General features: G+C 49.5%; 12 protein-coding genes and 1 other annotated feature. Of the genes, 8 read left to right on the forward strand and 4 right to left on the reverse strand.

Annotated elements, in window-relative coordinates; translation table 11 throughout:
- Positions 1–426: 426 nt before the first annotated feature.
- From LG211_RS17610 to LG211_RS17630, 5 genes are all read left to right on the forward strand, one after another.
- Positions 427–693 carry an AbrB/MazE/SpoVT family DNA-binding domain-containing protein gene (locus tag LG211_RS17610; protein WP_148397318.1) on the forward strand — a complete coding sequence of 89 codons (267 nt, stop codon included), beginning with the start codon at positions 427–429 and terminating at the stop codon, positions 691–693.
- A gap of 72 nt (positions 694–765) precedes the next feature.
- Positions 766–2,235, forward strand: coding sequence for a CHAP domain-containing protein (locus tag LG211_RS17615; RefSeq protein ID WP_269478117.1), 1,470 nt, complete (start codon positions 766–768; stop codon positions 2,233–2,235).
- Positions 2,236–2,365: 130 nt separating this feature from the next.
- Entirely contained in the window at positions 2,366–4,165 is a 1,800-nt protein-coding gene (locus tag LG211_RS17620; RefSeq protein WP_269478118.1) for a YgiQ family radical SAM protein, read from the forward strand.
- Complete coding sequence (locus LG211_RS17625; protein ID WP_148397320.1) at positions 4,162–5,514, forward strand: DNA-methyltransferase; 1,353 nt, start codon at positions 4,162–4,164, stop codon at positions 5,512–5,514. Before LG211_RS17620 ends, LG211_RS17625 begins: the two co-directional genes overlap by 4 nt.
- A 3-nt stretch (positions 5,515–5,517) precedes the next feature.
- A complete protein-coding gene (locus LG211_RS17630) occupies positions 5,518–6,423 on the forward strand; it encodes a YitT family protein (RefSeq protein ID WP_148397321.1) in 906 nt (301 codons plus the stop codon).
- Here LG211_RS17630 and LG211_RS17635 read toward each other — a convergent pair.
- The 3 genes from LG211_RS17635 to LG211_RS17645 are packed head-to-tail and all read right to left on the reverse strand — an operon-like array spanning position 6,417 to position 9,032.
- The gene (locus LG211_RS17635; protein ID WP_148397322.1) at positions 6,417–7,745 is read right to left on the reverse strand and encodes a sensor histidine kinase; all 1,329 of its coding nucleotides are present in this window, start codon (positions 7,743–7,745) and stop codon (positions 6,417–6,419) included. The two genes, LG211_RS17630 and LG211_RS17635, sit on opposite strands and share 7 nt — an antisense overlap.
- 3 nt (positions 7,746–7,748) lie before the next feature.
- Positions 7,749–8,444: a response regulator transcription factor gene (locus LG211_RS17640; protein ID WP_269478119.1), complete on the reverse strand. Its 696-nt coding sequence runs from the start codon at positions 8,442–8,444 to the stop codon at positions 7,749–7,751.
- 12 nt (positions 8,445–8,456) lie between these two features.
- A complete protein-coding gene (locus LG211_RS17645) occupies positions 8,457–9,032 on the reverse strand; it encodes a DUF4342 domain-containing protein (protein WP_269478120.1) in 576 nt (191 codons plus the stop codon).
- A 214-nt stretch (positions 9,033–9,246) separates the two neighbouring features.
- Between LG211_RS17645 and LG211_RS17650 the strand changes: the two genes are divergently transcribed.
- Together LG211_RS17650 and asnB are read left to right on the forward strand one after the other, a co-directional pair.
- Positions 9,247–9,936, forward strand: coding sequence for a HutD family protein (locus tag LG211_RS17650; protein ID WP_269478121.1), 690 nt, complete (start codon positions 9,247–9,249; stop codon positions 9,934–9,936).
- 53 nt (positions 9,937–9,989) lie between these two features.
- Positions 9,990–10,280 (forward strand) — a binding site (T-box leader).
- A gap of 103 nt (positions 10,281–10,383) precedes the next feature.
- Positions 10,384–11,973 (forward strand): asparagine synthase B, encoded by a 1,590-nt coding sequence (gene asnB, locus LG211_RS17655; RefSeq protein ID WP_269478122.1) that lies wholly within the window; start codon positions 10,384–10,386, stop codon positions 11,971–11,973.
- A 26-nt stretch (positions 11,974–11,999) separates the two neighbouring features.
- Here the strand turns inward: asnB and LG211_RS17660 are convergent, their stop codons facing one another.
- On the reverse strand, positions 12,000–13,013 hold the full coding sequence (locus LG211_RS17660) for a threonine aldolase family protein (protein ID WP_148397327.1): 1,014 nt from the start codon (positions 13,011–13,013) through the stop codon (positions 12,000–12,002).
- 494 nt (positions 13,014–13,507) lie between these two features.
- On the opposite strand from LG211_RS17660, the gene LG211_RS17665 reads away from it, so the two are divergent.
- Positions 13,508–15,118: a CTP synthase gene (locus LG211_RS17665; protein WP_253020054.1), complete on the forward strand. Its 1,611-nt coding sequence runs from the start codon at positions 13,508–13,510 to the stop codon at positions 15,116–15,118.
- Positions 15,119–15,133: the final 15 nt, after the last annotated feature.

A 15,133-nucleotide genomic window follows, 5' to 3' on the forward strand; every position in this document is an offset into this window, starting at 1 on the left:
GGTATGTATGACAGGAGCGAAGCCTCCTATGTACATGCAGTACGCGAGGGGCGGCGCATGAACAGAGTATCTTGATTTATTTGCCAGCCCGGCGTCTATACCTGCACCATTTTTGTGATTTTACGAAAATGGTGCTTTTTTCATAGCTTGACTGTACAGTCGATGCAGCCGGTTACACTAATTTTACACCGCTGTTGATAACGAACCAGCCGCTAGTAGCTTTTTTGTAAGACTATACCACATCTTGTTATATTGGCCCAGAGCCAGCTGGATTACATGGTAAACATTGAAATTTCAAGCTTCTGACGGAAAAAGTTTTGGCCGATAGCGTTGTCCTTTTTTGTAAAAAAAGTTATAATCGTAGGAAAGTGAAGGATTGCAATAGTAAGAAAGTTGGAAAGTCTTACAATAAGAAGGACAGTGTGTATGATTGTTGAATTCAGGCAAAAGGGCCAGATAACCATACCCCGCGATATCGTAAGAAAGCTGGGGATCAAAGAAGGCGATAAGCTGGAAGTGACTGAAGAAAACGGCGCCATCAAGCTGGTACCAGTGGTGGTTTGCCCTGCCTGCTCAATCCAGGCTTTGCAAAAGGAACTGAGCGAGATCAAAATCGGCCTCCAGGGAGGAAACGAATCTCAGCTGGACCGGCTGGAAACGGTCATTCAATCCATGGAAATCATTACCAAATAAACATGTTTGACAAAAAATAACAAAAAATGATACAATAGACAAAGATTTTATGTAAACAAAGGAGAGGCAATTATGAAGCGAAGATTCCTGTCAGTGCTGCTCATACTGTTCCTGGTAGTGTCGCTGCTGGCGCCTATGGGTGCAAAACCAGAGGAAGCGTCAGCTGCCAGTTTTACCATTCGGACAAGCATGCCCAAGCTGAACGATCCCAGCGCCAGATTTTATTATTCGGATTTAAACCGCTTTTGGAAGGCGGGGAGGCTGGCTCCGGACTTCAAATACTATAAAGGTATCATGGACGATGGAAGAACAGGTGGTTATGTCTGGGGCAACTGTACCTGGTGGGCTTACAGCAGAGCCAGCGAAGTTTTAGGAGAACCTCTCAACCCCAATCTGCGCGGCAATGCGGGAGACTGGTGGGACTGCAATAAAAAAGGAAAATATTATGCATACGGTTCCACACCTAAAGCTGGCGCACTGGTGGTTTACAGAACGCATGTCGCCTTTGTGGAGAAAGTGGTCAACGGTCAGATTTATGTTTCAGAATCAGGATGGCAGACCAAAACTTACGGCCCCAGTTCCACCGATGATTTCTTCTTTCATTATGGTAAACCATGGAGCAGCAATGGTACGCCTAAAGGATACATATATGTAACTGATAAAAAACCCGCTAATCAAGGAACGGTATCGGCAAGCTACAGCGTGAGAGTCGATGTATCGGATCTGCGTATGCGAAGCGGTCCAGGAACCGGATATTCCAACATGGGTAAAATCGCCAAGGGGACTTACCAGCTGAAGGCAGTCAGCTCCGACGGAGAATGGGGACAGCTGCAAAGCAACGGCTATTGGATCAGCCTGGAATACACCACAAGAGTGACGGATTCTGCTAATTCCAATAATAACCTGAAAGCCCTCAGTGTCAGCGGCCATTCCATATCACCGGCCTTTCATGCAGGGACGACTTCCTACTCCCTTAGTGTACCCAGCAATGTATCTTCGGTGACCATCAAAGCCACCAAGGCAAACTCCAAAGCCAGTATTTCCGGCACAGGAAAAGTTAGCCTTGCAACAGGCACCAACACCAAGAATATAAAGGTAACCGCGCAGAACGGAGGCCAAAAGACCTACACAATCAAAATAAACAGAGCGAAAGAGACGAAAGTAAAAGTGGCTGTAACTCAGTTGAACATGCGAAGCGGTCCGGGAACAAACTATAAGAGCAAAGGCAGGCTCAAAAAAGGAACCTATGTCGTTGTACAGACCAAAAATGGATGGGGTAAGCTGAAGAAAAACGGCTACTGGATCAGTCTTGCATATACCAAAGCCGGCTCCTCATCCGGCAGCTCAGCTTCAAAGGGAAGCTATAAAGTGAAAGTGAAGGTTTCCAGCCTGAATATGCGAAGCGGTCCGGGGACCAAGTACAAGAGCAAAGGCAGGATCAAGAAGGGAACCTATGTGATCAAACAGAAGAAAAACGGATGGGGCAAGCTGAAAACCAACGGTTATTGGATCAAGCTGTCCTATACCTCCAAAGTAAAATAGCAAGAGGTATGAGGAGTTTAATAGGTTTAAATATTGGATAAACTATGATAAAATGGAAAGAACGTAAAACAGAATTCCCTATTTGGAGAAAAACTGAATAGGGAATTTTGCAGTTTAAAAGGAGAGCAGTGTGTTTTTACCGGTTTCAAAAAAAGATATGGAAGAGAGGGGATGGCAGCAGGCGGATTTTGTCTTGGTGACAGGAGATGCCTATGTGGATCACCCGTCCTTTGGCACAGCGATCATCAGTAGATTGCTGGAACGGTTCGGCTATAAAGTGGCGGTCCTTGCTCAGCCCGACTGGCGTTCGGTGAAGGACTTTACCCGATTTGGAAAGCCGCGGCTGGGATTTTTAATCAACAGCGGAAATGTGGATTCCATGGTCAATCATTTTTCCGTGTTCAAGCACAGGCGGAAAACCGACCATTATTCCCCCGGCGGCAAAGCCGGCCTGCGCCCCGACCGGGCCGTGATCGTCTACAGCAACAAAGCGCGGGAAGCTTACAAAGATACACCCATTATCATCGGCGGACTGGAAGCCAGCCTGCGCAGATTGGGCCACTACGATTACTGGGACGACAAGGTACGCCGCTCCATTTTGCTTGATGCAAAAGCCGATATCCTCATATATGGAATGGGGGAACGGGCGGTGATCCAAATCGCCGAAGCCCTTGATTCAGGCCTTGAAGCCAAAGATGTGGGGTGGATCGGGGGAACCTGCGTCAAAGGCAGCCTGAAGGACGCTGACGACCAAACCATTGTGCTCCCATCCTTTGAAGAAATTCAAAGCAGCAAGAGGCGATACGGCGACAGTTTCGCTCTCCAATACCGAAACAACGATGCGATCGCAGGAAAACAGATGATGGAACCTTACGGCGATGATCTGTGTGTGGTTCAGAACATTCCCCAGCCACCTCTTGAGCGGGAAGAGCTGGATCAGATTTATGAACTGCCATATGAAGGAGAAGCCCACCCCATGTACGAAAAGGAGGGGGGCGTTCCCGCCCTGAAAGAAGTCCGGTTCAGCCTGACCAGCAGCAGAGGCTGCTTCGGCGGGTGCAGTTTTTGCGCCCTCACCTATCATCAGGGAAGGGCCCTGCGCAGCCGGAGCATCGATTCCCTGTTAAAAGAAGCAGAGTCCATGACCCGCAGCAAGGATTTCAAAGGGTACATCCACGATGTGGGTGGTCCTACGGCCAACTTCCGTTATCCGGCGTGCAAAAAACAATTGGAGGCAGGTGTGTGCAAGGAGAAAGACTGCCTCTATCCCAAACCTTGCCCGCAGATGAACGTCGACCACAGCGAATACCGCAGACTTCTCAAGGAACTGCGCAGCCTGCCGGGGGTAAAGAAAGTGTTTATCCGTTCAGGAATCCGCTACGATTATGTGATGGCGGACAAAGACGAGTCCTTCCTTTGGGAACTGTGCCGCCATCATATCAGCGGAACCCTCAAGGTAGCGCCGGAGCACATATCGCCCCAAGTGCTCAAATACATGCGTAAACCTGGTAAAGAAATCTTTCAGGCCTTCACCAGCCGCTATAAAACAATCAACAAAGAGTTGGGGAAAAAGCAGTATTTGATTCCTTACTTGATCTCCTCCCACCCGGGCAGCAGACTGGAAGATGCCATAGAACTGGCGCTCTTTCTCAAGGAAAACCATTTTATTCCCGACCAGGTGCAGGACTTTTACCCGACGCCGGGGACCTTGTCCACATGTATGTACTATACGGAGCAGGACCCATTTACCGGGGAAGCGGTTTATGTGGCCAAAGATCTGAAAGACAAAAAAATGCAGCGGGCTCTGATCCATTTTCATAAGCCGGAAAACCGCCGGCTGGTGAAGCTTGCCCTGGAAAAAGCAAAGAGAAAGGATCTGATCCCAGTGCTGCTGGAACAGAATAAAAGCAAGAAAGGCAGAAAACGATGAGCTTGATCTATTTACTTCCTTCCATTCTGGAGGAGAGCCGCAGCGAATACCAGGAGATAAAAAATTCCATACCAGGAGGCAGGAGTTTCTGCCCGGTGGAAAGGATCAATCATACAGAGGAAGAGAGCGCCAGCCTTCTGGCCCGGGGAGATAACCTGGAATTCATCCAGTACTTGATCCGGGAAAAAGAGCTGGAAGGCAAGATTCAGCTGATTTATATGGACCCTCCCTTTTATTCCAAGGCCAGCTACGATGCGGTCATCAAACTAAAGTCGCCCCTTGTGGACGATTCGCCGGCTATAAAGCCGACTGCTTACGATGATCTGTGGAAGACCGGTATGGAAGAATACTTGCGCATGCTCTGCGTCCGCTTTTTTTTCATTCGCGACCTGCTGGCGGAAGAGGGATGCTTTTGGGTACACTTGGACTGGCACGTGGTTCATTATGTGAAAATTCTATTGGATGAAATCTTCGGCGAAGATCGCTTTGTCAATGAAATCATCTGGAACTACAAGTCCGGCGGAACGGGCAAACGAAACTTTTCCAGAAAACATGATACGCTATTGTTTTATGGAAAGAGCAAGAAGTATTATTTTCAGCCTCTTCAGGAAAAGTCCTATAATCGGGGCTACAAACCTTACCGATTTAAGGGCGTCAAAGAGTATAAGGATGAACTGGGCTGGTATACGATGGTCAATATGAAAGATGTGTGGCAGGTGGATATGGTAGGGAGAACCTCTGCTGAACGGACCGGTTATGCTACCCAAAAACCGGAACAGCTCCTTTCCCGGATCGTGGAAAGCTGCAGCAGGCCGGGCGATCTATGTGCAGACTTTTTCGGAGGGTCGGGAACCTTGGCGGCGACCGCGGAAAAACTGGGCAGACAGTGGATTTCCTGCGATGTGGGAGGCATCGCCACAGCCAGCAGTCTGAAACGTATGTCCGTAAAAAAGAGTACATTTACATTGCTGGAAACGGAAGCAGACGAACAAAGTGAAGAATTGAAGGTTAGTCTGGAAACCGAGCCTATCGAATTTACGGATAAAAAGCTGGTGACCGTGACGCTCAAGGGCTATGATCTGGACTTGCGGCATATTCCCTTGGAAGGGAAGGACCGGGAAGTGATCAAAAAATTCCGTAAAAAAGATCCGCTTCAGCTGCTGGAGTACTGGAGTGTGGATTTCCAATACGATGGAAAAATCCATAATCCCCAATTTTCCTTTCCCAAGGAAAAAGACCGAATTGAGAAAGTTTGCCGGCAGATCGGATACAATATTAATAAGATCAGTATTCGTGCCGTGGATGTGTTCGGCAACAGCACACTGACAATTTTACAAGCGGGAGTATAATGGATGAGCAAAATCAAAGAGCCAAAATTGGTCAAAGAACAAGTTAAGGCCGCTGCTGTCGATCTCTTTTTCATGCTGGCGGCCTGCTGTGTGGGCGCTTTTTCCACAGTAGGCGTGATGATCCCCAACGGCCTCACCAGCGGCGGACTGACCGGCATTGTGCGGATCGTTCAAAATTACGTGCCTTTGGATTTTTCGCTGCTTTATTACGGCGGCTCGATTTTGATCCTGATCATTGCTGTGATTTTTCTGGGACTGAGGGAATTTCGAAAAATCCTGCTGCTGACCATCGTTTATCCGGCGGTGATGTTTCTCTTTGAAAAACTGGATCTCCAGCTGCTGGAGGACAAGGATGTGCTGCTGGCAGCGGTATTCTGCGGCGTTTTTTCCGGCATCTGCGTGGGCCTGGTCTTTTGGCGGGGATACTCCTTCAGCGGCACCGAGGCCATTGCCAAAATCCTGAAAAAGAAGCTCTTTCCTTATTACAGTCTCAGCAAGATTCTGCTGGCCATCGACGGGGTGATTATTGTCGTATCAGCTTTTATCTTCGGCCGCAACATTGCTCTCTATGCTCTGATAACCCAGGTGATCATCAGCAGAATGGTGGATATCGTCATGTACGGCTTTGAAACGAAGATCGTTCGCTTGGAGATCATCACTTCGCAGGATCAGGCGGTGAGCCGGTATATCATCGAGGATATTCAGAGGGGCGTTTCCAGTGTGAAGATAACAGGCGAATACACAAAAAACCAGTATACCCAGCTCAGCGTCATGTGTTCGCCAAGAGAAAGCATACTGGTAAAGCGCAAGGTCGCAGATCTGGATAAGAAGGCTCTGGTGACCGTTCTTCCTGTGGAAACCGTCTGGGGCACGGGAGAAGGGTTTAATGATCTTGAAAAGGATCAGTGAGGATTCTGGGGAAAGCAGACTGTGATCCGGGTGCCGATTTCTTCACGGCTGAGGACTTGGAAATATCCGCCGTGGCGGTCGACAATCCATTTGGCGATGGAAAGTCCCAGCCCGGTTCCGCCGCTGTCTCTGCCCCGGGCCGGATCGGCGCGGAAAAACCGCTCAAATACGTGGGAAACATCGCCGGCCGCAATGCCGATTCCTTCGTCCTGAACCACAAAGCATGGGTGGTTTTTTTCGTTTTTTTTGACTTGAAGCACGATGTCGGCGCCGGCGGGCGTGTATTTTGCCGCGTTGTCCACCAGAATACGGGCGGCCTGCTTTACCATAGCCGCATCCCCTGTAATTTTCAGGTCTTCCGACTCTTTCAAATGGTAATGATGGTCGGAATCGATCATTACCGATTCATCGAAGACCTCTTTGATGGTTTCCCTCAAAGAAAATTCTTCCATGGTAAGTTTGGTCCTGCCGCTGTCGCCCCTTGCCAAAAACAGCAGTTGTTCCACCAGCTTTTTCATATGATCTGATTCGCTCTTTATGGCATCGATGGATTCGGCAAGAATTTTTTCATCCTCTTTTCCCCATCGGTCCAGCATGTTGGCGTAGCCCTGAATGACGGCGATGGGCGTTCTCAGCTCATGGGAAGCATCGGACACAAAACGGGCTTGCTGCTGGTAGGATTGGCGCATACGGTCCAGCAGACTGTTGACGGCCTGTTCCAGCCCCTCCAGTTCCGTGTCTCCGGTTTGCAGCCTGGCGTCAGGCCCGGTGGGGCTGATCTGGCTGATGGCATCCTCCAAATCGTGGAACTTGCTTTCATCAAAAGCAGCAGCGTCGGTCAGTTCCTTTGCCTTTTGGGTCATTTCATAGAGCGGGGCCAGCTGCCTGCGGGCCTTGCGGGATCCGGTCAGCATATCAGAGAGCAGACTCAGCAGCTGAATGAGGATGATCAATGCCAGGCATCGCCAGGAGAAGACCAGAAACTTTCCCGCATAGACGGTCTGTTTTTTGCCGCTGGAATCCTCATAAACATATTGGGCGCGGATCATGGTATCCTGAAAAGGTATCAGAATCCAGCGTTTGCTCCTCTGCGCATAGCCCTGGTGTTCTTCCGGTATTTGATCAGCATCGATGGTTTCAAAGTGCCGGGGCGTTTTAAGGCTGAATTCTGCGCCGGTTTTCGTTTCCTGAAAATAACACCAGCCGCCGATGGTCAATCCCGCCGCCAGAATGTCGAAAAGAAGAAAGGCGGCAAAAAGGCCTGCCACCCAGCTTCGGTTGATGTTTCTGGCGATGGATCTCATTTTTTTCGTTTCGTTCATAGTTTATTTATCCTTTATCACATATCCGATTCCTCTGACTGTGTGAATGATTTTTTCGCCGAACACGTCATCTATTTTACTTCTTAAATAATACACATATACATCCACTACGTTCGTCTCCCCCATATAGTCATAACCCCATACTCGTTCCAGCAGCGTATCTCTGCTCATGACGATGGACTTGTTTTCCAGTAAAGTCCGCAGCAGCAAAAATTCCCGTTTGGTCAAATCAATGGCCGTATCCCCATAGGTCACGGTGTGGCGGGCGGTGTCCATAGACAGCTGCCCGTAGACTAAACGATTTTCCTGATCTGATCGGGCAGGCGCGTCGGTTTTTACCGCTTTTTTCAGCGCCACCCGGATGCGGGCCAAAAGCTCTTCGATGGCAAAAGGTTTGGTGATATAATCGTCGGCGCCCATGTCCAGACCCGATACTTTATCCATCACCGCGTCCCTGGCCGTCAGCATGATTACCGGTACCTGGGAGGTCTTTCTCAGTCGGCGCAAAACCTCCATGCCAGAAAGCTCCGGCAGCATGATATCCAAAAGGATCAAATCGTAAGCACCGCTTTCGGCCATCGAAAGACCCGTTCGGCCGTCGGCCGCCTTTTCCACCTCATAACCCTCATGCACCAGCTCCAGCTCGGTGAATCTGGCGATTTTCTCTTCATCCTCGATGAGAAGAATTTTTACTGACATGCTGCTCGCTCCTTATTTATCGTCTTTGTTGATCTCTGATTTAAAATTATTGACCGCCTCGGTTGCAGAATCCATGGCCCGGTTGACCTGTTCTTTTCCCAAATCCGCTCCCTTAAAATTGTAGCTGAAGTCAAAGAAGAGGCTGATAACCATAATCGGTACAACGACCCAGAAGAAGAGGATCAGCAGAATGATAAATGCGATCACCGGCAAATCCATCAGAGGCTGGCCGTGCTGTTTGATAACCAGACTGTTTTCGCAGCCTTTTTTCACCAGATATTTAATGGCTCTGCCCAGCTTGGTGAAAAAGTTGCTTTGTTGTTTTTCGCCGCCCTGCTTACCGGAACCGTTCTGATGTTCGTCCTGCTGGGATCCGCAGACCGTCAGCGCCTGAGCTGGTTCTGTGGCCTGTGCGCCGTCTGTGCTGCTTGCCGTCTGTTTTGCTGTTTCCTTGACTTTTCCCTGGGACTCCAGCATGACGATTGCGTCCAGCATATCCCAATTGCAATCTTCCAGCGCTTTTTTCGCTTCTTCATAGCTGACGTTTGCGCGCTGTCTTAATTTTTCCACTTTTTCTAAATGATCCATGATATTACCTCCGTGATTTTCCTGGTTGATTTTTGTTTACAGCCTTATCATACAAAAGGTTTCTTAGACTGTAATTTAAGAAAAATTAGAATATCATTAGAAAATCACTATAAAACTATTGTAACACAAAAGAATGGCGAAAAACAGAATATTGACGAGCCGCAGGGGAAAGTCACTTGTTGCCTGGCGCCGTCATTTCGCATATAATATGGGCATGAATAATTTTTACAGAGAAGAAGATTTTTATATAATAAGCCGGCCCGATGGGCAAGCGGAGGAACTGGCGATTTTCCCTCAAGGAGCAGCCTATGAGGAAAGGAATTTTGTGTGGAGGCTCAGTGTCTCTGTTTTCGAACAGGAAGGAGCGGCACTGGATCAGCTGGGAGAATATGACCGGGTGCTGCTGGCTTTGGATGGCGATACGGTGCTGATCCACCAGGGGCAGCGGGTGATCCGTCTCAAAGCGCTGGAGCAGGATCGCTTTGACGGCTGTTTTTCAACCAAGAGCTTTGGCAGGATCCTCGGGTATAACTTGATGGTTCGCAAGGGGGCGGCCGGCTACCTGGACGTGCTGGAGCTGGCGGAAGACGGGCAGAGTCTTGAATGGGAAGATTCTGAAGGCCGGGACTATGCCTGCTATGGATTTTATTTCCATCAGGGCCATGGAGTAGTCAACTGGGGCGGGCAGCGTCAAACAGTCCGTTCCGGCGAGCAGCTGGTAATTTTCTGTGATGGAAAAGAAGCGTTCCGGGCGGGCGTTATGGGACAGGGCGTTCTCATTCGGTCGCAAATTTTCTACGATGAAGCGGATTTGAAAAAAGCTGCTGCCGGCCGCCAAAAAGGATATGGTGCTAGGCTGAAAGGAATTTTTAGAAAATTGTTTCGTGCAAACAAAAAAATATAAGAAATATATTGACAACCAACAAAAATGATGGTATTTTAATAAAAACAAAAAAGTAAAAGGCGTTGATGAAGACAAGTACCCCAATAGACCGTGCATAGTGAGTCGGAGACAGTGGAAACCCGGCCATAGGAATTGGGTGAATAACACTTCGGAGCTGTGAACTGAAATTTTATGGAGCGGACAGGGCTGTGCAGAAAGAGCCGGGGAGGCCCCCCGGTCGATAAAAGAGTAGGGGATTCGGGATCAGCCCGTTACAGCTGATACAACTGTTTGGTTGGAAAAGGGGGATCGGGATCGATTCAACATAGGTGGCACCGCGGATATGTGGCTTATTCGTCCTATAACTAATAGGATGAAGGGCCACTTTTTAATTGCTGCTTACCGGGGACAAGGGCTTGCAGAAGAGAGTGCAGCCAACGCCCTGCAGGAGATTAGGAGGGAAAAACGATGTGTTCAATTATGGGATATACAGGAAAAGATATAAAAATGAAAGATTTTATGGAAGGGTTTGGTCAAACTCTTTCACGCGGGCCGGACATGTCCAGGGTCATCGAAACCAAGTCGGGCATTCTGGCTTTTCACAGGCTGGCGATCATGGATTTGGAGGAGGCGGGCATGCAGCCTTTTCAGATGGAGCAGGATTATGCCATCTGCAACGGCGAGCTTTATGGATTCCGCCCTTTGAAAAGACAGCTGGAAGCAAAAGGCTATTCCTTTGTTTCGGACAGCGACTGTGAAATCATCCTGCCTCTCTACCGGGAATACGGCGTCGAGATGTTCGCCATGCTGGACGCCGAATTCGCCATGGTCATTTACGATGGAGAAAAAGATACTTACATAGCGGCCAGAGATCCCATCGGCATCCGCCCGCTGTTCTATGGCTTTACCGGGTCGGGTAAAATTATTTTTGCCAGTGAAGCCAAGAACCTGATCGGGTTAACAGAGAAGATCATGCCCTTCCCGCCGGGACATTATTACAAAGACGGACGTTTTATCTGCTACCGGGATGTGACGGCGGTATCGCAGTTTTGTCAGGCTTCTCTGGATCAGCTTTGCCAGCAAATTCATGACAAGCTGGTAAAAGGCATCGAAAAACGATTGGATGCCGACGCGCCGATTGGTTTTCTGCTCAGCGGGGGTCTGGACAGTTCGCTGGTATGCGCCGTCGCCCAGAGGCTGATGCCGGAAAAAACTATCCGGACATTTGCCATCGGCATGAAGGAGGATGCCATTGATTTGAAATATGCCCGGGAGGCAGCGGACTATATCGGCAGCGATCACCAGGAAATCATCATCACAAAAGAGGATGTTCTCTCTTCCCTGGAAGAGGTGATTCGCATCCTGGGGACTTTCGATATTACCACCATCCGCGCCAGCATGGGCATGTATCTGATCTGTAAGGCGATCCGGGAAACGACGGACGTGCGGGTCCTGCTGACCGGTGAAATTTCGGACGAACTGTTCGGGTATAAGTATACGGATTTTGCCCCAAGTCCGGAGGCTTTTCAGCAGGAAGCGGAAAAACGTCTGCGGGAGCTGTATATGTACGACGTGCTGCGAGCGGACCGGTGCATCAGCGCCAACTCCATGGAAGGCAGAGTTCCCTTCGGCGACCTTGATTTTGTAAAATATGTGATGTCCATTGATCCCAAGATGAAAATGAACACCTATGGAAAGGGTAAATATCTGCTGAGAAAGGCATTTGAAAAGGGCGGCTATCTGCCTAAGGAACTCCTTTACCGGGAAAAAGCCGCTTTCAGCGATGCGGTAGGACATTCCTTGGTGGATGATCTGAAAGAATACGCAGAAACGAAATACACCGATGAAGCTTTTGCCGCTGGCTGCGAAAAATACGCTTATCACAGCAAGCCCTTTACAAAAGAGTCCCTCCTCTATAGGGAACTCTTCGAAAAGGCGTATCCGGGGCAGGCGGAGATGGTCGCCGGCTTCTGGATGCCCAACAAAGCATGGGAAGGGTGCGATGTGGACGATCCCAGCGCCCGGGTGCTGAAAAACTATGGGGCCAGCGGCATGTAATGGGTGACGGGCGGCTGCTTGCAGTTTTACAGATACCGCAAAAACTCCATGACTTCTTCCTCGTCCGTTCCCCAGGAAGTAACCAGCCGTATGACGGAGGCCCGGTCGCCTGCCGCCTGCCAGTCCTCGAAAGCGACTTGCTGGCGCAGGTGATCGACGACCATGTTGGGAAGGATGGGGAAAAGCTGATTGGTGGGAGAATCCACCAGGAATTCGTATCCACCTCCCATCAGGCCGTTTTTAAGAAGCACGGCCGTGCCGTTGGCGTGGCGGGCCAGATCGAAGTAGAGATTGTCCCGGAACAACTCGCCAAACTGGATGCCCAGCAGCCGTCCTTTGGCCATCATTCCGCCCCTCTGTTTGATATGGTAACGAAAATCTTCCATTAATTCCGGACGCGTGATGACCAGAGCTTCTCCGAACAAAGCGCCGTTTTTGGTGCCGCCGATGTAAAAGGCGTCGGTCAGCTGTGCCATATCCTCCAAGGTGAGGGAGCAGCCGGGCGCTGTCAGGGCACATCCCAGACGTGCGCCGTCGGCATACAGATAAAGGCCGTATTTGTCGCACATGCTGCGCAGAGCCTGCAGTTCGTCCTTGTTATAAACGGTGCCTACTTCCGTGGTATTGGAGATATAGACCAGCTTGGGCTTTACCATATGTTCGTCTTTATGCAGAAGATAGGCTTCCTCAATTTGGCTGGGCTGGATTTTGCCGTCCGGGGAAGGACAGCTGATGACCTTGTGGCCGGTAGCTTCGATAGCCCCTGTTTCGTGGACGCAGATGTGGGCGCTGTCAGCGGCGATAATCGCGTGGTGGGGGCGCAGAAAAGCAGACATGGCTGTCAAATTCACCTGGGTGCCGCCCATCAAAAAGTGAATGTCAACATCACTTCTCCCAAGGCGGGCCTTGATGAGCTCCTTTGCCTCGTCGCAGTAGGGGTCCTTCCCATAGCCGGCAGAGTGGATCAGGTTGGTATCGGATAAAGCCTTCATAATCTGCGGGTGAGCGCCCAGGCTGTAGTCGTTGATCAGATAAATCATGGTGTTTTTCCTTTCTGTTTGTCAGCTGTTTTCAAAGCGGTTATCGCTGTGTTTTCCATTCCAAATTTCCTTATATTATACTATTTTTTTATTGCCTGTGCAAAAGCTGTTTGGGGTAAAAAGGGAGCATATTACAGTCATCATTCATTTGTTGTAGTCGATATCGCCGGGAGCAAGCAGCTTGCTGTCGATCACTCCATTGTACAGCCAGACTTAAACCAGAGCAAAAAAAATACTGGCATTTTTCATAAATTCGTAGTATAATTTTTCAGTAATAATTATTAAAATAAGTGCACGAAAATAGGAAAACATAAGGTAAGACGGCAGAAACGGGGTCTTGGTTACCCTTCTCACTCAAAAATGCCGCATAGCCTTATTTTTTTATTTTGCGGGCACTTTTTTGATGAGCGGCCTTTGCCGGATGACAAGGGTACATCACTGGGGCAGAGGATCACACTGGATGGATTAAGAGACAAATGAAAGGAAGTGAAAGCATGAAAAAGTACATTTTTGTTACAGGCGGCGTTGTGTCAGGACTGGGAAAGGGAATCACGGCAGCATCTCTGGGAAGGCTGCTGAAAGCCAGGGGAATAAAGGTAGCGGCGCAGAAACTGGATCCATATATCAACGTGGACCCGGGAACTATGAGCCCTTATCAGCATGGGGAGGTATACGTGACCGAGGACGGGGCGGAAACGGATCTGGATCTGGGACACTATGAACGTTTTATCGACGAAAATCTCAACAAATTCTCCAACCTGACCACCGGCAAGGTTTACTGGAATGTCTTAAGCAAGGAGCGTCAGGGAGAATATCTGGGGAGCACGGTGCAGGTGATTCCCCATATCACCAATGAGATCAAAGACTTCATCTATCAAGTGGGAAAGACCAGCAATGCCCAAGTCATCATAACCGAAATCGGCGGAACTGCAGGCGATATTGAAAGCCAGCCTTTTCTGGAAGCCATCCGGCAGGTTTCGCTGGAACAGGGAGCGGAAAACTGCCTCTTCATTCACGTGACCTTGGTGCCATACCTGAAAAGCTCCGGGGAGCACAAATCCAAGCCAACCCAGCACTCTGTGAAGGAGCTTCAGGGCATGGGCATATCGCCGGATATAATTGTCATGCGGTCCGACGAGCCGATCGACGAGGCCATCCGCCAAAAAATTTCTATGTTCTGCAATGTCAAGCCGGACTGTGTCATTGAGAATGTGACTCTGCCGGTTTTGTATGAAGCGCCGCTGATGCTGGAGAAAGAAAATTTTTCCTGGATCGTGTGCAGGGAGCTGGGAATCAACGCTGGTCCTTGTGAAATACGGGAATGGGAAGAAATGGTCCATCGGATCAAGAGCCGGGATAAACAGGTGACCATCGCCATCGTCGGCAAGTATGTCAAGCTGCACGATGCGTATCTGTCAGTGGCCGAAGCGCTGCGCCACGGCGGCTATGAAAATCAGTGCTGTGTGGATATCAAATGGGTGGAAGCCGAAGAGGTCAGCGAGGAAACGGCAGGACGCCTTTTAGGAGATGTGCAGGGAATTCTGGTGCCGGGAGGCTTCGGCGACCGGGGGATCGAAGGAAAAATTGCTGCCATTCAATTTGCAAGAGAACGGGATGTACCTTTTTTCGGCATTTGCCTTGGTATGCAGACGGCAGTCATTGAGTTTGCTCGCAATGTGCTGGGAATTAAAGACGCTGATTCAGGAGAATTTAACGAACAATCGGAAAATAAGGTGATTGATTTTATGCCCGATCAGTCGGGAGACATCCCCAAGGGCGGGACCATGCGGCTGGGCGCATACCCGTGCGTGATCAAGGAAGATACGATTTTGAAGCGGGCCTACGGGACTGAAGAAATCACAGAGCGTCACAGACATCGGTACGAGTTCAATAACACATACAGACAGCGTTTTGAAGAAGCGGGCATGGTGATCACAGGCACTTCGCCGGACGGCAGGCTGGCGGAAGCAGTGGAAATTCCGGCAAATCGCTATTTTACAGCTGTTCAGTATCATCCAGAGTTCAAAAGCCGTCCCAATAAAGCGCATCCCCTGTTCCGGGAATTCATCCGGGCGGCGCTGGAAAGGGAGCCGCATCGTCAATAGAATAAAAAAGCAGGA

This window comes from Hominibacterium faecale (assembly GCF_020734085.1).
Classification (GTDB): Bacteria; Bacillota; Clostridia; order Peptostreptococcales; family Anaerovoracaceae; genus Hominibacterium; species Hominibacterium faecale.